This window comes from Methylosinus sp. H3A (assembly GCF_015709455.1).
In the GTDB taxonomy this organism is placed as follows: Bacteria; Pseudomonadota; Alphaproteobacteria; order Rhizobiales; family Beijerinckiaceae; genus Methylosinus.
Genome location: NZ_JADNQW010000005.1, coordinates 2,138,645 through 2,157,500, shown reverse-complemented (window position 1 = coordinate 2,157,500; position 18,856 = coordinate 2,138,645). Strand labels below are relative to the sequence as shown.

The following is an 18,856-nucleotide window of genomic DNA, read 5'->3' as shown; positions in this document are numbered from 1 at the left end:
AGGGAGTGCTCTCCCGCTGAGCTAGCCGCCCGAAAGCCTCTGAGGCTGGACATTCTCTAAGAGACGACGCCGCATCCCGTCAAGTGCATGCCGAGGTTTCGAGCGCCCCGAGCGAGGCGACCGCCTCCCATAATTCGTCGAAATGCGAGATCACACGATCCGGGCCGAAGGCCGAGACCGGTGTCTCCGTATAGCCGAAATCCACCGCCACCACCGGAACGCCGGCGTTTTTGGCGGTTTCGATGTCGGTCTTCGAATCGCCGATCATCACCGCGCGAGCGGCGACGCCGCCGGCCTTTTCGATCGTCAGCGTCAGCGCGCGCGCGTCCGGCTTGTGGACGGCGAAAGTGTCGCGGCCGCAGATAGCGGCGAATCGCTCGGCGACGCCGAGCCGTTCGAGCAGCAAAATGGCGAGCTCCTCGGATTTATTGGTGCAGACGGCGAGGGCGAAGCCCGCCTCGCGGAACCGCTCCAACGCCGTCTCCGCGCCGGGGAAAAGCCGCGTCTCCACGGCGATTCGCCCGCGATAATGGGCCAAGAATTCGTGAAACAGCTCCTCGATCCGCTCCGGCGCCAGCGGCGCGCCGGTCGTCGCGAAGCCGCGCTCGATCATCGCCCGCGCTCCCGCCCCGGCGAGCGAACGCACCGCCGATAGGGGCAGAGGCGCGCGGCCGTCGCGCTCCAGCAGCACGCCGAGCGTCGCTATGAGGTCGCCGGCCGTGTCGGCGAGCGTGCCGTCGAGATCGAAGACCAGTGTCGGCGCGCCGACCATCCGCCTGCCCCCCTCTTAGGCCGCCGGCGTCTCGCGATTGCCGCATCGCCGTGTAGACTGCGCCCTGTGATTCGTCGAAGGAGTGTAACCTTGCGCGCAGCCATTCGTCTCCTCTCTCTCGGGGCCGCCCTGGCGGCGCCGGTCTTCTTCACGTCGATCGGCGCGGCGCTCGCCGGCAATTACGAATTCCTCGCCGCGCCGCAGACCGACCTCAATCGCGTCTTTCGGCTCGACCGCGCGAGTGGCGAGGTCGGGGCCTGCCAATATGGGCTGAAGGACGGCGCCGCCATCGGCGTTACCCTCTGCTATCCGCCGGGCGAGGGCGCCAAGGCCGGGCAATTCAGCGAATACGCCCTCATCGCCTCGCGCCATACGGGCGAGGGCGGGGTGTTTCGCGTCGATCTGCGCTCGGGGCAGATGTCGATCTGCTTCGTCTTGAACGAGAGCTCGGTGGTGTGCACCCCGCCGGCGAAATAGGCTTCGAGCTTTTGTTTTGACGCGTTTCCAACGCCGAACCGGCGGCTGCTTCGGCTGGAAACACTCTAGGTATTCGCCCCGGTCTCCGGCCAGAACAAGAGCTCGGCGGCCGCGACGAAGGCGACGAGGCCGCCCAGCAGGCCCAGAGCCACGGCGGCGGGGACATTGTGCTCGAAGCGCAGCAGCCAGGGCGCGAAGGCGGTGAGCACGCCGAGCACGACATTCACCTCGCGAAAAAGCCGCGTATAGCTGGTGAGCGCGATCGCCGCGGCGACGACAATGAAGCTGCCGGCGATCCAGCTCACCGCGGCGGCGGTCATATCGTCATGATAGCCGAAGGCCCAGGGCGCGACGCAGACGATCGCGCCCAGAATCAGGCAGGCGATGTCATACGGGCGGCCTTCCCCTTGGGGACGGCCTCGGGGACGGCCCTGCCCTCGCTCGATTGCGCTCGGATCGCTCATGCGCGCCTCCCTTGCCGCGAGCCCTGCGGATCGGGGAGAGATAAGGCGCAGGCGGCGCCCTGCCAGAGGCATGGTGGAGCGACGACCGACGCCCGATCGGCGCGCGGCGAAATAATCGCGCCATTGCGAGTCCCAGCGATGCGAGCCTCGAGGGCTCGCGGTCCAGGCCGCGCTCTACGGGACCGCGAGCCTTCGGGCTCGCATCGGCGCGTCGATCGACTCGATTATGTCCCCGTGTCGCCTTAGGATGCGCCATGACGATCAAGATCTACATCGACGGCGACGCCTGCCCCGTGAAAGACGAAACCTACAAAGTCGCCGCTCGCTATGGTTTGCAGACTTTCGTCGTCTCCAACAGCTTTATGCAAATCCCGCGATCGCCGCTGATCGCCCGGATCATCGTCGACGCCGGAGCCGATGTCGCCGACGATTGGATCGCAGAGCAGGTCGTCGCCGGAGATGTGGTCGTCACCAGCGATATTCCTTTGGCTGGACGCGTATTGGCGAAAGAGGCGCATGCGATCGCGCCTTATGGTCGCGCCTTCACGCAGGATTCGATCGGTCTGGCGCTCGCGCAGCGCTCGCTCATGGAGCATATTCGCTCGACCGGCGAAATCACCGGCGGCCCACCGGCATTTTCGTCCGCCAACCGATCGCAATTCCTTCAAGCCTTGGACCAGGCCATCGCCCGAGAGCAAAGACGGCGGCGATGAGCCGATCGGCGCTTTCTGCTACGCCTGCTCGGCGATATCTAGTGATGAGGCTGCGCCTGCTTTGACCCTTAAGCGACTTTCGAATTTCCGTGTAAGGGCAGGAATTGCTGGGTCATCACAACGAGCCGAAAGAGCGCCTTGTCCCAAGATTTTTGCGTCTAGCGGGCTTGACCTGGAGTTTGCATTGACGCAGGCTTATTGAACCTCCGGATGGAGGTTGAAAAGAAGCCTGAAAATGGTTTCGGTCTATGGATGTCGCTGAAAAAGCGATAAATTGGTCGGCTAATCACCGATTCCGGTTGAGCGTATTTGCACGCTCTCAATTGATCGAAGCCAGTTTCTTCATTCTGAAGGACTGGACTATGTCAAATTCTCCAAAGTTGATCATTCGCTTTGCTCTGGTCGCAGAGCAACCGAACTCGCGTGATGAGGACCGCTTGAGCAGCGCCTCAATGGATCAATCCATTGCTGGTATAAAGCGTTACACAGGCTTTGTCCGCGGCCGCGATCTTTACCCCCTGTTCGACCATGTCTCGCTCGAAGCCAATCCACGCGCAGCAAAGACGGGATCCGTTGTGCGTGACATTCTCGAATCTCTCGAAAAAACGCCTGAACTGTTCCCCTTCAAATCCAAAGGCATTCTTTTGGGAACTGCCGACTACGAGCCATTGCAGCGTAACCGTTTCGAACTGCGAATCAATGAGCCTGGCTCGGAAGGTGTATTGGATGGCGGCCATAATATGCTTGCCATCGGGATCCACATGCTTTCGACAGTGATGGACCGAAGGGCTCTCGCAAAAATCTCTCTATGGGAGGATATGAAAGAAGGTTGGGAAGAGAATCGCGCTGCACTAGAAGATGTCCGGGAAACATTTGAATTTCTTGTTCCGGTCGAACTTATTGTCCCATCTGACGTCGAGAACGCTCAGGTGGTACAGCAGTTCGAAATGTCGGTTCTGGAGATCTGCGCCGCACGTAACAATAACGCGCAGCTCACTCAGGAGACGAAATCTAACAAAAAGGGGTTTTATGATGAGATTCGCGAGCGGCTCGCTCCCGAGCTTGCTGCGCGGATCGAATGGAAGAGTAACGAATGGGAAAGCAACGAGGCTCGTCCAATCAAGGTACGTGATCTGTTGGCGCTCGCTTGGATTCCTTTGAATAGAGCGAATGAAGCCGGATTGTTGCCCATCGACATCTCGGTCACGCCGCAGAACATTTATCGGAATAAGGGGGAGTGTTCTAAGCAGTTTGATAAACTAATGGAACACACCGACGTGTCGGAGGCCCGCGATGGCCCAATCCATGAGTTGATCAACGAGGTTGTCGCTAGCGCGTTCGATATTCTCGCTGATTTGCCGAAGCTGTATGACAAGATCTATGCTGATTTTCCAAGCGCCTATAACGCCAACCAATATCGATTTGGGTCTAGCTCAATCGTAAAGATCTACGATCCGGCCCGCAGGGAAACGGCGAAGGACAAGAGCGGCTTCGTTCTAACGAAGCCGACAACGCATTTTTTCAATTACGAAGTCGATTATCGTTACCCAGATGGATTGATAATGCCTCTTGTTTATGGGCTCAAAGGCCTCATCGTGGTCAAGGACGATAGGCTTGTTTGGGCCACTGACCCTTTCAAGTTTTTGGACAAATATCTTCGCGACATCGCCGGGGCATATCGCCTAGTCCTCGATATGGCACGCTTTGATCCGCAAAAGTTGGCAAAAAATCAGGCTAGCCACGAGTTTGCGGTTGGCGAATTTGAAAAAGCTCTCCTCAAGCATAAGGCAAAGGAAGTAGCCTAAATAAAAAAAAAATAGGGTGGCTCTATTTGAGCAGGGCCACCCCCTTTTTCATGCTGAAGACGAGCATTGCCCGCTCCTACCGCATCACTGCCCCCACACACCACACGCCCCAACCGCGTCAGGTGTTGAATCGGAAATGCAGCACGTCGCCGTCGACGACGACATACTCCTTGCCCTCGAGCCGGAACTTGCCCGCCTCCCGCGCCCCCGCCTCGCCGCGCAGCGCGACATAATCCTCATAGGCGATCGTCTCGGCGCGAATAAAACCCTTCTCGAAATCCGTATGGATGACGGCCGCCGCCTGCGGGGCGCGCGTGCCCTGCTCTATGGTCCAGGCGCGCGCCTCCTTGGGCCCGACGGTGAAATAGGTCACCAGCCGCAGCAGCGTGTAGCCGGCCCGGATGACGCGGTTGAGGCCGGGCTCGGCGAGGCCCACCGCCTCGAGATAATCCTTCTGCTCCTCGGCCGGCAGCACGGCGATCTCGCTCTCGATCTTGGCCGAGACGACGACGCTCGCCGCCCCCTCCTCGCGCGCCCGCGCCGCCACTTTCTCGGAGAAGGAATTGCCCTCGGCCGCCGCGCCTTCCTCGACATTGCAGACATAGAGAACGGGCTTGGAGGAGAGCAGGCCGAGCCCGGCGAGCGCGTCGCGCTCCTCCGGCGCGATCTGGACGAGGCGGGCGGGCCGTCCGTCGCGCACGAGATCGAGGCAGCGGCGCATGAGGTCGAGCAGCTCCTTGGCGTCCTTGTCGGCGCCCTTGGCTTTCTTCTCGAGCGGGATCACACGCTTTTCCAGACTGTCGAGATCGGCGAGCATCAGCTCGGTCTCGATCGTCTCTATGTCGCGGATCGGATCGACGCCGCCCTCGACATGGGTGATGTCGCCATCCTCGAAGCAGCGCACCACATGGGCGATGGCGTCGCATTCACGAATATTGGCGAGAAACTGATTGCCGAGCCCCTCGCCCTTGGAGGCGCCGCGCACCAGCCCGGCGATGTCGACGAAGGTGAGGCGCGTCGGGATGATCTGCTTGGAGCCGGCGATCTCGCAGAGCTTGTCGAGGCGCGGATCGGGCACGGCGACGTCGCCGACATTGGGCTCGATCGTGCAGAATGGGTAATTGGCCGCCTGCGCCGCCGCCGTCTGCGTCAGCGCGTTGAAGAGGGTCGACTTGCCGACATTCGGCAGGCCGACGATTCCACATTTGAAGCCCATGGCGTCCCGTTTCCTCGCGCGATCTCGCTGCGGCGCGGTATGGGCGGGACCGGCCGAAAAGGCAAGGGGCGGAGGAAAGACGCGCGCCGCCGTCGTCGACACTCGGCCGCGACGAGACGCGGGCGGAAACCCCGATTTCGAGCCATCGCTTCCACGGAATATGGCCGGATCGCCGTCCCGCGGGTTGACCGCGAGCCCCGCAAGGCGGAAAAGCTCCGACAAAGCAAAGCGTCGGCGACTTTTCGGGCGCGATTCTGGCGCGGAACACCATGCGACACAGGTTTCGGATTCGACAGCTTCTTCGCGCTTTCGCGACCTTCTCGGCGGCGGCGGCGGCGCTCGCCGCGCCGCTGATTCCCGCTCTGGCGCAGACCGCCGCGACGCCGCCCGCTCCCGCCGCCGCGGCGCCCGCGGCCCCGGCCCCTCAGCCTGCAACGCCAACGCCCGCGCCTGCGCCGGCCGCCGCCCCTGCGCCGCCCGCGCCCGCCGAGCCCGGCGCCGCGCCGGCCCCCGCCGCGCCTCAGACGGCGGCCGCGCCAAAGCCCAAACCCAAGCCGAAGCCCAAGTCCGCGCCGCCGCGCGAAATGGCGCTTTCCGACGATCCGACCCCGGCGCTGCAGCCCGAGACCTTCTTCGCCACCTCTTTGGCCTCCGAGCGCTACGCGGCGATCGCCGACGCCGGCGGCTGGCCGAGAGTGGGGACGCCGCTCCAGCCCGGCGCGCGCGGCAAGGCGGTGGCGGCGCTGCGCAAGCGCCTTTCGGTCGAGGGCGATCTGCCCGCGGAGGCCGCCGGCGGCGAAGGCTGGGACGCAGCGCTCACGCAGGCGGTGAAGCACTTCCAATTCCGCATGGGGTTGAAGCAGACGGGCGTCGTCGCCGGCGCGACTTTGCGCGAATTGGACGTGCCGGCCTCGGTGCGCTTTCGCCAGCTCGCCTCCTCGGCGCAGCGGCTCGCCGGCAATGATTTCCCCTTCGGCCCGCGCTATGTCGTGGTCAACATCCCCTCCGCCGCCGTCGACGCCGTGGAGAATGGCCATGTCGCGCGCCGCTATACGGCGATCGTCGGCGATGTCGAGCATCCTTCGCCCGAGGTCGAGGCCAGGATCGGCGCGGTCAATCTCAACCCCACATGGACGGTCCCGGTCTCGATCATCAAGAACGAGATCATGCCCAAGATGCAGAAGGACCCGTCCTATCTCGCCAAGGCGCGCATTCGCGTCTTCGACAATCACGGGACCGAGATCGAGCCCAAATCGATCAATTGGGCCAGCGAGCGGGCCGTCAATTACACGCTGCGCCAGGATAGCGGCGCGCAGAACTCGCTCGGCTCGATCCGCATCGCCATGCCCAACAAGCATGCGGTCTATATGCACGACACGCCGAGCAAGCGGCTCTTCTCGAGCGATTATCGCTTCCTCTCGCATGGCTGCGTGCGCGTCGAGGGCGTCTATGACCTCGCCGCCTGGCTGCTGGAGGGCGCGCCGGGACAATGGGACAGAGCCGCGATCATGGCCAAGATCGGCGGCGAGCGTCAGGACGTGACGCTGCCCAAGCCCGTGCCTGTCGTCTGGGTGTATATGACCGGATGGGCTTCCGCGAATGGAACCGTTCACTTCCGCAACGATATATATGGGGTGGACGCGGTGGGCGAAGCGCGCGGAGAGCGCTGATTCGCTCTTTCCATCGGAGTGACGATCATGCGCGAATGGCTCGTTTTCGCCTCGAGCTTGGCGGTCGTTCTGCTCGGCTCGGCGGAAGCCGCCGAGCGCCGTTCCAGGCAGCCCCAGCCCGCCGAGACCGTGTTCGTCGCGCCCGCGCAATTCTGCGAAAAAATGTGCCCGGAAGATTTCTCGCCCTGCGATCCGATCTACTTCAAGACCGCCGATTCGCGTTGCGCGCAGGTGGGCGTCGGGCGGTGAGGCGTGAATCCTTCTCCCGCGAAGGGGGAGAAGGATTCGCTAATCCTCCAGCCCGCGCGCGCTCTCGTGCCAGCGCGAGAGGGCGAGACGCGACAGCGCCGTCAACGCCGCATAAATGACGATTCCGGCGAGCGAGACCAGCGCCAGCGCCGCGAACATGCGCGGAATGTCGAGGCGATAGCCCGCCTCCGAAATGCGGAAGGCGAGGCCCGCCCCCTGCCCCGCCGCGCCCGCCGCGAGCTCGGCGGCGATCGCCCCGATGAGCGCCAATCCGCCGCCGATGCGAAGCCCCGCGAAGAACTGCGGCAGCGCCGCCGGCGCGCGCAGATGGACGAGCTTTTGCCAGGGCGAGGCGCGATAGAGGTCGAAGAGCTCCACCAAGGCGCGATCGACCGAGGCGAGGCCGAGCGACGTATTGGCGAGAATGGGGAAAAAGGCGACGAGAAAGGCGCAGACCAGCACCGCCTCGCCCGGCGCGAGATAGACGAGCAGCAGCGGCGCTATGGCGATGATCGGCGTCACTTGCAGCACGATGGCGAAGGGCATCAGCGCCCGTTCCATCCAGCGTGAACGCGAGATGAGCAGCGCGAGAGCCACGCCGCCGATCGTCGCCAGCGCCAGCGCCTCCAGCGCCGTCGTCAGAGTGACGATGAGCGCGGAAAAGAGAATCTCGCGATCCTTCACCAGAGTCGCGGCGATGAGGCTCGGCGGCGGCAGCACATAGGACGGAATATCCCAGAGATAGACCGCGGTTTCCCAAGCGGCGAGCGCGCAGGCCAGCACCAAGAGCGGCAACAACGCATCGCGCAGCAAGGGCGTCTCTTTGACGCGCGCGCCGCTCATCGCAGTCCCTCCCCATAGGCGCTGCGCAGAGCTGTGGAGGCGCGCCGGCAGAATTGCGCAAATTGCGGACTGGCGCGGAATTCCTCATCGCGCGCGATGGTCGCATCGATGTCGATCGTATCGACGATCGCGCCGCCCCGCGCGGAAAGCGCCAGAATGCGCGTCGAGAGATAGACGCTCTCGTAAATGGAATGGGTGACGAAGACGATCGTCGTCTCCAGCCTCTGCTTCATCGCGAGAAGATCGTCGCCGAGGCGAAAGCGCGTCACCTCGTCGAGCGCCGCGAAGGGCTCGTCCATCAACAATAGTCTGGGCCGCGTGACCAGCGCGCGGGCGATGGCGACGCGCATCTTCATGCCGCCGGAGAGCTGGCGCGGCAACGCCGTCTCGAAATCGGAGAGGCCGACGAGAGCCAGCGTCTCGCGTACCAGCGGCGCCGCCGTTGCGCGCGTTTTGCCGGCGAGGCGCAGCGGCAGATAGACATTTGCGAAGACATCGGCCCAGGGCAGCAGAGTCGCCTCCTGAAACACGAAGCCGATGTTGTGCGCCGCTTGCGGCTCGCGCCAGAGGATCGCGCCGGCGCTCGGCGTCGCGAGGCCGGAGATGAGCCGCAGAGCCGTCGATTTGCCGCAGCCGGACGGGCCGAGCAGCGTCAAAAACTCGCCGTCGCGAAGGTCGAGATCGAAATTCTCGAGCGCCGCGACGCCATTGGCGAAGCTTTTGCCGATCCCGCGCAGCGAGACCAGAGGCTCCGCGACGCCCACCGTCACTGCGCCCCCGCCGCATACGAAGGTCGCAGCTCCAGCCCGACCTTTTTGTTCACGAAGCGCGTGGTGTAGCCTTGCGCTATGGCGAGATCGGCCGGGAAGACGCCGGCCTTGGCCATTTTGTCGAAGAAGCTGCGCACACGCGCGTCGGTCATAGCGCCGAGGCCGAGGGTCAGCGAATCGCCGGAATCGACGATGCCGCGCTCCTTCAGCTTTTCGACCGAATAGGCGAGCTGGCCCTCGGACATTTCGGGATTGTCCTTGCGGATGGCGGCATTGGCGGCGCTATTGTCGCCGTAGATGTAATGATACCAGCCGATGATCGACGCGTCGACGAAACGCTGCACCAGATCGGGCTTGGCCGCGATCGTCTCCTTGCGCGTCTCGATCGTCGTCGAATAGCTGTCATAGCCGTAATCGGCGAGCAGAAACACATTGGGCGTGAAGCCGCCCTGGCGCGCGATCTCGAAAGGCTCGGAGGTCAGATAGCCCTGCTGGATCGACTTCTTGTCGGCGAGGAAAGGCGCCGAGTTGAAGGTGTAGGGCTTGATCTTCTCTTCCTTGAAGCCATAGGCTTGGCTGAGCCAGCGATAGACCGAGACGAGATTGTCATTGCCGATGAAGGCCGTCGCCTTGGGCAGATCCTCGAAGCGATCGAAGCCCACGCCCGGATGCGACATGAAGATGATCGGATCTTTCTGGAACATGCTGGCGACGGCGACGATGGGCGCCTTCTGCTGCACGGCGGAGAAGGTCTGGATGAGATTGGCGCCCATGCAGAAATCCACGCGGCCGGCGGCGAGCAGCAGCCGCGCGTTGGACTGCGGGCCGCCCTGCAATATTGTGACGTCCAGGCCGTATTTGGCGTAAGTGCCGTCGACGAGGGCTTGATAAAAGCCGCCATGCTCGGCCTGCGCCCGCCAATTGGTGGCGAAGGAGACCTTGTCCAGCGCGAGGGCCGGAAGGGCGGCGAAGATGAAGGCGGCGGCCAGAAATACGAAACGCACAGCGTCACGGCTTTGCATGTCTCGGGACTCCCCTGCTTTTGCCTTTGTCGCGAGTTCCGGGCCGCGACGCAAGCGTGACCGCATCGGCCGTCGGGAGAAAAGCCGCCATCGCGCGCCCTCGCCTCTTCGATGTATGAAGAGAGACACGATTTCTTCGCAGCCCTGGGAAAACTCACCGTATGACCGATCAAATCGCGACACGACGCAGGGGCGCCGTGCTCGAAGAGGCCATATTGGACGCGGCGTGGATCGAGCTTTCGACCAAAGGCTATTCGAATTTCACTTATGAGGCTGTGGCCAAACGCGCCTGCACGAGCCGTCCGGTCCTCTATCGAAGGTGGGAGACGCGCGTCGGCCTCGCCGCCGCCGCGCTCGCCCGTTACGCCGAGCTCAATCCGATAGCGACGCCCGACCTCGGCAATCTGCGAGACGAGCTTTGTCTCGTGCTGCGCCGTTTCGCCGATCGCACCCCGCCGCATCTCATGCGGCTCTGGTTCGAGATGAATGAGGAAATGGGCTCCGAACAAGCCGAGGCCGAACGTGAGCGCCTCAGGAAAAACCCTCTCGAGGACATCGTCGAGCGAGCGATCGAGCGCGGAGAGATCAATCGCGAATGCGTGACGCCGCGCGTGCTCAGCGCGCCGCTCGGTCTCGTTCTCCACGAAATCGTCATCACGGCTCGACCGATTTCCGACAAGGCGATCACGGAAATCATCGACCAAATTTTCCTCCCGCTGGTGACTGCCGGAGCCGCCGTTCCGGGATCGAAAAAATAAGATTCATGACGCATCTTATTGACAGAATGCGCGCCTATAAGATACGTAACGTATCCTATAGGAGGTCGCGCAATGTTCGATCCACACAGCATCTCGCTCACGCGCCTGAGCGCACCGCTATTTGCGTCCATGATCGCTCTCTCGGCGAGCGCCGCTCGCGCCGAGGAACCCGACCATATCGTGCTCGGCGCCGGAGGCTCGGCGACGCCGGTCTATCAGGGCGCCAAATCCTTCCGGCTGCTTCCCGTTCCGGCGATCGACATCAAGCAAGGGCCGTTCTTCGTCAATTTACGCAATGGGATCGGGGTGACGCCCTACGCCGACGACATGATCACTGTCGGAGCCAGCGCGACATTCCTCCCGGGCTATCGCGGCCGAGACGCGCCTTATGGGATCGGTCAGCTGTCGGACGGAGTTGGCGCGCGATTGTTCGCCAATCTGAAGGCCGCCGGATTTATCGCGACGATCGGCGCGACAAAAGGAGTTTTCAACGGGACCAAAGGACTGGTCGTAGACGCCAGCATCTCCTACCCCATTCTTCTCAGCTCGGAGCTGTCGCTCACGCCGGCGCTCGGCGCGACCTGGGCGGACGACAAGCACATGAGCCGCTATTTCGGCGTCAACGCCTATCAGTCGCTGATCTCGGGTCTGCCTCGATTCCAGGCCGGGGCGGGCGTGAAGGATATTTCGGGGACGTTGACGGCCTCATATCGCGTGACGGATCGGATCACGGTGAGCGGCACGGTGGGCGTCACGACATTGTTGGGCGCCGCGCAGGACAGCCCGCTCACTTTCCACAAGACGCAGCCGCTCGGCTTTCTCACGCTGACCTATCGGATGTGAGCTGCGCTCGCGCTGACGGCGCCCTATGGCGAACCGCATTCGAAAGGTCTACCCTCTCCGCCATGCTCCCGTCCCGCTATTGGATCGACCTCGCCACCACCGAATTCCGCGACCTCGAGATGGAGCGCGCCATCGCCGTGCTGCCCATCGCCGCCGTCGAGCAGCATGGGCCGCATCTGCCGGTCGGCGTCGACTCGGCGATCATGCGCGGCATGATCGAGCGCGTCGTGGACCGCCTGCCGGACGATCTCGACGCGCTGTTCCTGCCATTGCAGGCGATCGGCGTCTCTATCGAGCATGGCGATTTTCCGGGCACGCTGAGCCTCTCGCATGAGACGGCGCTGCGCCTCCTCTGCGAGATCGGCGAAGGCGTCGCCCGCGCCGGCTGCCGCAAGCTCGTGCTCCTCAATTCACATGGGGGCAACTCGGCGCTCCTCTCCCAGGCCGCGCTGGAGCTGCGCGCCCGCGAGGAGTTGCTCGCCGTCTCCTGCTCCTGGCATCGCTTCGGCTATCCGGACGGGCTGTTCGGCGAGGAAGAGATACGCCTCGGCGTCCATGGCGGGGAGATCGAGACCTCGCTGATGCTGGCGTTCGCGCCCGATTTCGTCGATATGGCGCAGGCACGCCATTTCCGCTCCGCGAGTCTCGATTTCGAGCGCGACTTCACCTGGCTGCGCGCCGACAGGCCGATCGGCTTCGGCTGGATGACGCAAGACCTCTCCAAGGAGGGCGCGATCGGCGATGCGGCGGCGGCCAGCGCCGCCAAGGGCGAGGCCGCGGCCGACTATTGGGCGACCGCCTTCGTCGAGCTTCTGCGCGACGTCGAGGCTTTCGATCTCGAGCGGTTTGCGAAAGCGCCGCGAGGCGAGGACGAAAGCTAAACTGCTTCAGCTATTTAATAAATAGAGCGCGTTGCGCCCGCCCATTTCGGCGAAAACGCGGCTCCAGCCGAAAACGCCACTGGGAAGCAGCCATCCGCTGTCTTTGGAGGCTTTCGCGTCGGCGCGGTTCGGTCTACAACGCGCGCAACTGCGCAGCCAGACGCCAGAGAGGCCCCCGACATGACCGAAATCATCGATATTCACGCGCGCGAGATACTCGATTCGCGCGGCAATCCCACGGTCGAGGTCGAGGTCACGCTGGAGGACGGCTCCTTCGGCCGCGCCGCCGTGCCCTCCGGCGCCTCCACCGGCGCGCATGAGGCGGCGGAGAAGCGCGACGGCGACAAGACCCGTTATCTCGGCAAGGGCGTGCTGGACGCCGTGCAGAGCGTCAATGAGGAGATCGCGACCGAGCTCACCGGATTCGAGGCCGAGGATCAGGTGGCGGTCGACGAGGCGCTGATCGAGCTCGACGACACGGCGAACAAGTCGCGCCTCGGCGCCAACGCCATTCTGGGCGTCTCGCTCGCCGTGGCCAAGGCCGCCGCCGACGCTTCCTCTCTGCCGCTCTACCGCTATATCGGCGGCGTGCAGGCGCGCGTGCTGCCGGTGCCGATGATGAACATCATCAATGGCGGCGTCCACGCCGACAATCCGATCGACTTTCAGGAATTCATGATCCTGCCGGTGGGCGCGCCCACCGTGCGCGAGGCGATCCGCTGGGGCGCGGAAGTGTTCCACACGCTGAAAGCCGCGCTGAAGAAGGCGGGCCTCTCCACCTCCGTGGGCGACGAAGGGGGCTTTGCCCCCAACCTCCCCTCCGCCGAGGCGGCGCTCGACGTCATCGTCGAGGCGATCGTGACGGCCGGCTTTGTGCCGGGCGAGGACATCTATCTCGGCGCCGACGTCGCCTCGACCGAGTTCTTCAAGAACGGCAAATATGTCTATGAGGGCGAGAAGACGACGCGCACCGTCGAGGAGCAGGTCGCCTATCTCGCAAAGCTCGTCGAGGCCTATCCGATCGTCACGATCGAGGACGGCATGGCCGAGGACGATTGGGAGGGCTGGCGTCTCCTCACCGACACGCTCGGCGACAAGATCCAGCTCGTCGGCGACGATGTCTTCGTCACCAATGTCGAGCGCCTGGCGCGCGGCATCGATGAAGACGTCGCCAATTCGCTGCTGGTGAAGGTCAATCAGATCGGCACGCTGACCGAGACGCTCGCCGCCGTGGAGATGGCGCATCGCGCCGCCTATACGACGGTGATCTCGCATCGCTCCGGCGAGACGGAAGATTCGACCATCGCCGACATCGCCGTCGCCACCAATAGCGGGCAGATCAAGACCGGCTCGCTGGCGCGCTCGGACAGAGTCGCGAAGTATAACCAGCTCATCCGCATCGAGGAGGAGCTGGGACCGGCGGCCATCTACGCCGGCCGCAGCGCGCTGAAGGCGCTGGTCTGATCTCCCTCTCACCGCGCGCGGGGAGAGGGTCGAGGTGAGGGGCTCGGGGAATTGGAGCGGCAAGCCGCTTCCGCCCCGAGCCCTCGCTCTTTCGACCAATCCGCCTCGCGCCCCGGCCCCTCACCCCAACCCTCTCCCCGTGAACGGGGAGAGGGAGTAGTTCCGAGCTTCCCCCATGCCCATGGAAAAGACCTTCGACCCCTCGACCATCGAAGCGCGGATGCGCGAGCTCTGGGAAGAGGCGGGCGCCTTTCGCGCCGGCCGGCCGGAGCGCGCCGGCGCGAAGCCCTTTTCCATCGTCATTCCGCCGCCCAATGTCACCGGCTCGCTGCATATGGGCCATGCGCTCAACAATACGCTGCAGGATATTCTGGCGCGCTATCATCGCATGCGCGGCGACGACGTGCTGTGGCAGCCGGGCACGGATCACGCCGGCATCGCCACGCAAATGGTGGTCGAGCGCAAGCTCATGGAGCGCCAGCAGCATCGCCGCGAATTGGGCCGCGCGAAGTTCTTGGAGGAAGTCTGGGCCTGGAAGGCCGAGTCGGGCGGCGTCATCGTCGAGCAATTGAAGCGGCTCGGCGCCTCCTGCGACTGGTCGCGCGAGCGCTTCACCCTGGACGAAGGACTTTCCCGCGCCGTGGTGAAAGTCTTCGTGCAGCTCTATCGCGATGGGCTCATCTATAAGGACAAGCGCCTCGTCAATTGGGATCCGAAGCTGCTCACAGCCATTTCCGATCTCGAGGTGCAGCAGATCGAGGTGAAGGGCCATTTGTGGCACTTCAAATATCCGGTGGTCTATCACGACGGCCAGCCGACCGGCGAGTTCATCACCGTGGCGACGACGCGTCCCGAAACCATGCTCGGCGACACGGCCGTCGCCGTGCATCCCGAGGACGAACGTTACACCAAGCTCGTCGGCAAGAATGTGCGCCTGCCTCTGGTCGGCCGGCTCATCCCCATCGTCGCCGATGAATATTCCGATCCCGAGAAGGGCACGGGCGCGGTGAAGATCACTCCCGCGCACGACTTCAACGATTTCGAGGTCGGCCGCCGGCATCAGCTGCGTCTCATCAATGTGCTCGACGCCGAAGGCGCCGTGACGCTGAAGGACAATCACGAATTCTTCGACCATGTCGCGCCCTCTCCCGAGCTCGACATGACCGTCGCCGCTCTGCATGGCCTCGATCGCAACGCCGCCCGCGCGCGCGTGGTGGCGATGATGGAGGAGCGCGAGCTGCTCGCCGAAGTGTCGGACCATAAGCATATGGTGCCGCATGGCGACCGCTCCGGCGCCGTGCTGGAGCCGCGCCTCACCGACCAATGGTATGTCGACGCCAAGACGCTGGCGCAGCCGGCGCTCGCCGCCGTGCGCGAGGGCCGCACCAATTTCGTGCCGAAGAATTGGGAGAAGACCTATTTCGATTGGCTCGAGAACATCCAGCCCTGGTGCGTGTCGCGCCAGCTGTGGTGGGGCCATCGCATACCGGCATGGTATGACGAGGACGGCAATGTCTTCGTCGAGGACAGCGAAGACGCGGCGCTCGCCGCCGCCCGCGCGAAGCATGGACGCGATGTGACGCTGACGCGCGACGAGGACGTGCTCGACACTTGGTTCTCTTCCGCGCTCTGGCCCTTCTCGACGCTCGGCTGGCCGGACGAGACGAAGGAGCTCGACCGCTTTTATCCCACCAATGTGCTGGTGACGGGCTTCGACATCATCTTCTTCTGGGTCGCCCGCATGATGATGATGGGCCTCTATTTCAAGAAAGAAGTCCCCTTCCACGACGTCTACATTCACGCCCTCGTCCGCGACGAGAAGGGCGCGAAAATGTCGAAGTCGAAGGGCAATGTCATCGACCCGTTGAATCTCATCAACGAGTTCGGCGCCGATGCGCTGCGCTTCACCCTCGCCGCCATGGCGGCGCAGGGGCGCGACATCAAGCTCTCGACGCAACGCGTCGTCGGCTACCGCAATTTCGCGACCAAGCTGTGGAACGCCTCGCGCTTCGCCGAGATCAACGGCTGCGCGCGCGTTTCCGGCTTCGATCCGAAGAAGAATGAGATCACGCTCAATCGCTGGATCGTCAGCGAGGCGGCGCGCGCCTCCGCCGAGATCGCCACGGCGATCGAGGCCTATCGCTTCAACGACGCGGCCGGCGCGGCCTATCGCTTCGTCTGGAACGAGTTCTGCGATTGGTATCTGGAGCTCGCCAAGCCCCTGCTGCAAGGCGAGGACGGCGCCGCCAAGGACGAGACCCGCGCCACCACGGCTTTTCTGCTCGATCAGGTCTATGCGCTGCTGCATCCCTTCATGCCCTTCATCACCGAGGAGCTGTGGGGCATCAAAGGTTTCGAGGGACCAGCGCGGGAAACGCCGCTGGCGCTGGCGCAATGGCCCGATCTCGCCGGCCTCGAGGACGCCGCCGCGGAAGCGGAGATCGGCTGGATCGTCGATCTCGTCTCCGAGGTGCGCTCCGTGCGCTCGGAGATGAATCTGCCCGCCGGCGCGGAAGTCGCGCTGGTTCTCGTCGGCGCCGATGCAGAGGTTCAGGCGCGCGTGACACGCTGGGACGAGACCGCGCGCAAGCTCGCGCGTCTTTCGGCGATCTCCTTCGCCGATGCGGCGCCGGCGAGCAGCGCGCAGCTCATCGTGCGCGGCGTTCTCGCCGCCATTCCGCTCGAGGGCGTCATCGATTTCGCCGCGGAGAAGACGCGTCTCGCCAAGGAGACCGCCAAGCTCGAGAGCGAAGCGAAGAAGATCGAGGCCAAGCTCGGCAACGCCGATTTCATCGCCCGCGCGCCGGAAGAGGTGGTGGAGGAAAATCGCGAGCGCCTGGAAGAAACGCGCGCGCGGATCGAGAAACTATCAGCGGCGGCGAAACGCCTCGGCTGATCGTTTCGTCGCATTGCAAAGGGCGAAGCGATCCAGCGGCCGCACTACGGCTTTTGATTGCTTCGCGACGCGCGCAATGACGGGCCGGTCCAATCGCGCGAAGGCTTTTACTGGCGCGCGTCTAATCGGCGAAGAACGGCGTTCCGCTCGTCGCGATCGAGGCTTCGTTCACTATATCGTCGATCGCGCGACGCACGATCTCCTCGAGCGTCGTCGGCCCGTCCCGCCCTATGGCGTAGAGCGCGTCGTCGACATTCTGCTCGACAGTGTGGAGAAAGAGCGCATCCGGCCGCTCACGGCCCGATTGCGAGAGGGAGACATCTCGCAAAGCGAGAACGAATTGCGCGCGCGTCGCCAGAAGCGTCCTGGCCAGCGACAAAGCGAGCGCGAATTGCCGCTCGCCGAATGTCCCTTGCTCTCGCCGCGCGGCGCCCGGCCGTTCCCTCACCCAATTGTCATTGCCGATAAGCGGGGGCGCGACTCCTGCGTCGCGGCGGCGATCCCATCGGCCGGACAATCCCGCATCATGCGTCCAGGCCGGCCGGACGAAGTCGTTCCAACTGCAAATCATGGGCGCAACAAGCCCCACAGTGACACGCCACATTCGGCGTGTTAACCGTAAATGGAAACTAGCTCTGCGCCGAAAATCCCGCATTCGCGCGTCTCTGTCAAGCAAATATGAGAGAATGCGTGCCGGAAACGAAGATAAATCCCGTATTCGACAGAACCGGCCTCGCGCACCGATTGGGCCAGGCCGTCGATCTGGCGGGCGGGCCGGCCAAAATCTTGCGAGACGCAGGCGTCACCTCCTCGACTTATAGCCGCTATCTCAATGGAGATAGCGAGGCATCGGCCGAGAAGCTCGGCCGCATCGCCGAGGTGACGGGGGTCTCGCTCGACTGGCTGGTCCTCGACCGCGGCGCTCCCATATTCGAGGCCGGCGCCGCGCCGCCGGCGATCCCTCTCGGCCCGGATATGGCGCAAATCCCGCTGTGCCGAATCGGCGACGAGGCCGGCGGCGAGCTCGGGAGCGGCGAGAGGATCGCCTTCCCGCGCGCTCTGCTGCGGCGCCTCGCAGCAGAGGCCGAGACGCTCGAATTCCTGCGCGCGCGGGGCGACTCCATGCGCCCGACGATCGACGACGGGGCGATCGTGCTGATCGACCGCTCGCAGCGCGACATTATCGGCGACGCGATCTATCTCGTCTCGCTCGATGACGCGCCGCTGATCCGCCGTGTGCGGCGCAATGTCGACGGGGCGCTCACGCTCATCTCCGACAATCGCGCCTGCTATGAGCCCGAGCGATTGGAGCGCGCCGACGCCGACAGGCTGCGCGTGCATGGCCGCGTGCGCTGGACCGAGACGCTGCTCTGACGCGCGAGCGAAAAGACCGCGCCGCGCGCTCTCTCCTGGACCCCACCGCTTTTGCGAATTGGCTGTTTCAAAGCCGCAGCGGCGTCGCCATCGTCGGCATGGCCGAGCGCTCGGCCCATAAGCAAAAGCGAGAAAAGCCCGCCGGACGTCGCGCCATCGACGTTCGACCGGAGACAAAGGAGGGACCAATGACGCTGAACGTTCATGCCGGCGCCAATTACGGCAAGATCATCCTGTGGATGGCCGGACTCGTCGCATTCGTCGCCGTCGCGCTGACGAAAGTTCCGGAATGGATTTCGCCCAAAAGCGCGAGCGTGACCGGCGACACCGGCGCCACATCGCGCATGATCGACTGAAGACGCGCTTTCGAGCCGAAATCGTCTCGATTCGCTTCGCCCCGCGCGCCCGAGCGGGGCGATTTTTTTTGCCCGAGCGACCATCGCGGCGCTGGACCCGTCGCCGATCGCCGATTGGCGGTTTCGCGGAACATCGGAACGCTTAGTGTCGACGATGCAAATGTGACGATCCCCACTGCCTCGCCGGCCTCGGCCGCGCGAGGCCCTTTTGCCTTCCCCGCACAGTCTGTCGGGAGTGTCGCAGCCGGGGGTATCCATCGCGCGGGATCGAGGCTATCTTGCG

General features: G+C 64.0%; 19 protein-coding genes and 1 tRNA gene (1 of these 20 only partly in view). 12 read left to right on the top strand and 8 right to left on the bottom strand.

From position 1 onward, the window contains the following. Positions 1-31 (bottom strand) — tRNA-Val (locus IY145_RS13175) (it extends 44 nt beyond the left edge of the window). A gap of 48 nt (positions 32-79) precedes the next feature. Continuing rightward, positions 80-772: an HAD-IA family hydrolase gene (locus IY145_RS13170; RefSeq protein ID WP_196408635.1), complete on the bottom strand. Its 693-nt coding sequence runs from the start codon at positions 770-772 to the stop codon at positions 80-82. 90 nt (positions 773-862) lie between these two features. Between IY145_RS13170 and IY145_RS13165 the strand changes: the two genes are divergently transcribed. Beyond that, positions 863-1,249, top strand: a complete 387-nt coding sequence (locus IY145_RS13165) for a hypothetical protein (RefSeq protein WP_196408634.1) — start codon at positions 863-865, stop codon at positions 1,247-1,249. A gap of 65 nt (positions 1,250-1,314) precedes the next feature. On the opposite strand, the gene IY145_RS13160 is transcribed toward IY145_RS13165, so the two are convergent. Then, the gene (locus tag IY145_RS13160) at positions 1,315-1,713 is read right to left on the bottom strand and encodes an SPW repeat protein (protein WP_196408633.1); all 399 of its coding nucleotides are present in this window, start codon (positions 1,711-1,713) and stop codon (positions 1,315-1,317) included. Between the two features lie 254 nt (positions 1,714-1,967). On the opposite strand from IY145_RS13160, the gene IY145_RS13155 reads away from it, so the two are divergent. Together IY145_RS13155 and IY145_RS13150 are read left to right on the top strand one after the other, a co-directional pair. After that, positions 1,968-2,426: a YaiI/YqxD family protein gene (locus tag IY145_RS13155; RefSeq protein WP_196408632.1), complete on the top strand. Its 459-nt coding sequence runs from the start codon at positions 1,968-1,970 to the stop codon at positions 2,424-2,426. A gap of 248 nt (positions 2,427-2,674) precedes the next feature. Beyond that, a complete protein-coding gene (locus IY145_RS13150) occupies positions 2,675-4,231 on the top strand; it encodes an AIPR family protein (protein ID WP_246722009.1) in 1,557 nt (518 codons plus the stop codon). Positions 4,232-4,349: 118 nt separating this feature from the next. On the opposite strand, the gene ychF is transcribed toward IY145_RS13150, so the two are convergent. Continuing rightward, the gene (gene ychF, locus IY145_RS13145) at positions 4,350-5,447 is read right to left on the bottom strand and encodes a redox-regulated ATPase YchF (protein ID WP_196408631.1); all 1,098 of its coding nucleotides are present in this window, start codon (positions 5,445-5,447) and stop codon (positions 4,350-4,352) included. Positions 5,448-5,716: 269 nt separating this feature from the next. Between ychF and IY145_RS13140 the strand changes: the two genes are divergently transcribed. After that, positions 5,717-7,117, top strand: a complete 1,401-nt coding sequence (locus IY145_RS13140) for a murein L,D-transpeptidase (protein ID WP_246722006.1) — start codon at positions 5,717-5,719, stop codon at positions 7,115-7,117. 27 nt (positions 7,118-7,144) lie between these two features. Further along, complete coding sequence (locus IY145_RS13135; RefSeq protein WP_196408630.1) at positions 7,145-7,366, top strand: hypothetical protein; 222 nt, start codon at positions 7,145-7,147, stop codon at positions 7,364-7,366. Between the two features lie 39 nt (positions 7,367-7,405). Here IY145_RS13135 and IY145_RS13130 read toward each other — a convergent pair whose 3' ends face one another. The 3 genes from IY145_RS13130 to IY145_RS13120 are packed head-to-tail and all read right to left on the bottom strand — an operon-like array spanning position 7,406 to position 10,001. Beyond that, positions 7,406-8,209, bottom strand: coding sequence for an ABC transporter permease (locus tag IY145_RS13130; protein ID WP_196408629.1), 804 nt, complete (start codon positions 8,207-8,209; stop codon positions 7,406-7,408). Continuing rightward, the gene (locus IY145_RS13125; RefSeq protein ID WP_196410532.1) at positions 8,206-8,973 is read right to left on the bottom strand and encodes an ABC transporter ATP-binding protein; all 768 of its coding nucleotides are present in this window, start codon (positions 8,971-8,973) and stop codon (positions 8,206-8,208) included. Before IY145_RS13125 ends, IY145_RS13130 begins: the two co-directional genes overlap by 4 nt. A 2-nt stretch (positions 8,974-8,975) precedes the next feature. After that, the gene (locus IY145_RS13120; RefSeq protein WP_196408628.1) at positions 8,976-10,001 is read right to left on the bottom strand and encodes an ABC transporter substrate-binding protein; all 1,026 of its coding nucleotides are present in this window, start codon (positions 9,999-10,001) and stop codon (positions 8,976-8,978) included. A 161-nt stretch (positions 10,002-10,162) separates the two neighbouring features. Here IY145_RS13120 and IY145_RS13115 point away from each other — a divergent pair, with 161 nt between their 5' ends. From IY145_RS13115 to IY145_RS13095, 5 genes are all read left to right on the top strand, one after another. Then, positions 10,163-10,759, top strand: a complete 597-nt coding sequence (locus IY145_RS13115) for a TetR/AcrR family transcriptional regulator (RefSeq protein ID WP_196408627.1) — start codon at positions 10,163-10,165, stop codon at positions 10,757-10,759. A gap of 72 nt (positions 10,760-10,831) precedes the next feature. After that, a complete protein-coding gene (locus tag IY145_RS13110) occupies positions 10,832-11,602 on the top strand; it encodes a MipA/OmpV family protein (RefSeq protein ID WP_196408626.1) in 771 nt (256 codons plus the stop codon). Between the two features lie 62 nt (positions 11,603-11,664). Further along, positions 11,665-12,483, top strand: a complete 819-nt coding sequence (locus IY145_RS13105; protein ID WP_196408625.1) for a creatininase family protein — start codon at positions 11,665-11,667, stop codon at positions 12,481-12,483. A 180-nt stretch (positions 12,484-12,663) separates the two neighbouring features. Then, complete coding sequence (gene eno, locus IY145_RS13100) at positions 12,664-13,947, top strand: phosphopyruvate hydratase (protein ID WP_196408624.1); 1,284 nt, start codon at positions 12,664-12,666, stop codon at positions 13,945-13,947. A 181-nt stretch (positions 13,948-14,128) separates the two neighbouring features. Beyond that, the gene (locus IY145_RS13095) at positions 14,129-16,843 is read left to right on the top strand and encodes a valine--tRNA ligase (RefSeq protein ID WP_196410531.1); all 2,715 of its coding nucleotides are present in this window, start codon (positions 14,129-14,131) and stop codon (positions 16,841-16,843) included. A gap of 121 nt (positions 16,844-16,964) precedes the next feature. On the opposite strand, the gene IY145_RS13090 is transcribed toward IY145_RS13095, so the two are convergent. Further along, on the bottom strand, positions 16,965-17,414 hold the full coding sequence (locus tag IY145_RS13090; RefSeq protein ID WP_196408623.1) for a hypothetical protein: 450 nt from the start codon (positions 17,412-17,414) through the stop codon (positions 16,965-16,967). A gap of 119 nt (positions 17,415-17,533) precedes the next feature. On the opposite strand from IY145_RS13090, the gene IY145_RS13085 reads away from it, so the two are divergent. Next, positions 17,534-18,217, top strand: coding sequence for a S24 family peptidase (locus tag IY145_RS13085; RefSeq protein WP_312030587.1), 684 nt, complete (start codon positions 17,534-17,536; stop codon positions 18,215-18,217). A gap of 188 nt (positions 18,218-18,405) precedes the next feature. Continuing rightward, positions 18,406-18,573 carry a hypothetical protein gene (locus IY145_RS13080; protein ID WP_196408622.1) on the top strand — a complete coding sequence of 56 codons (168 nt, stop codon included), beginning with the start codon at positions 18,406-18,408 and terminating at the stop codon, positions 18,571-18,573. Positions 18,574-18,856: the final 283 nt, after the last annotated feature.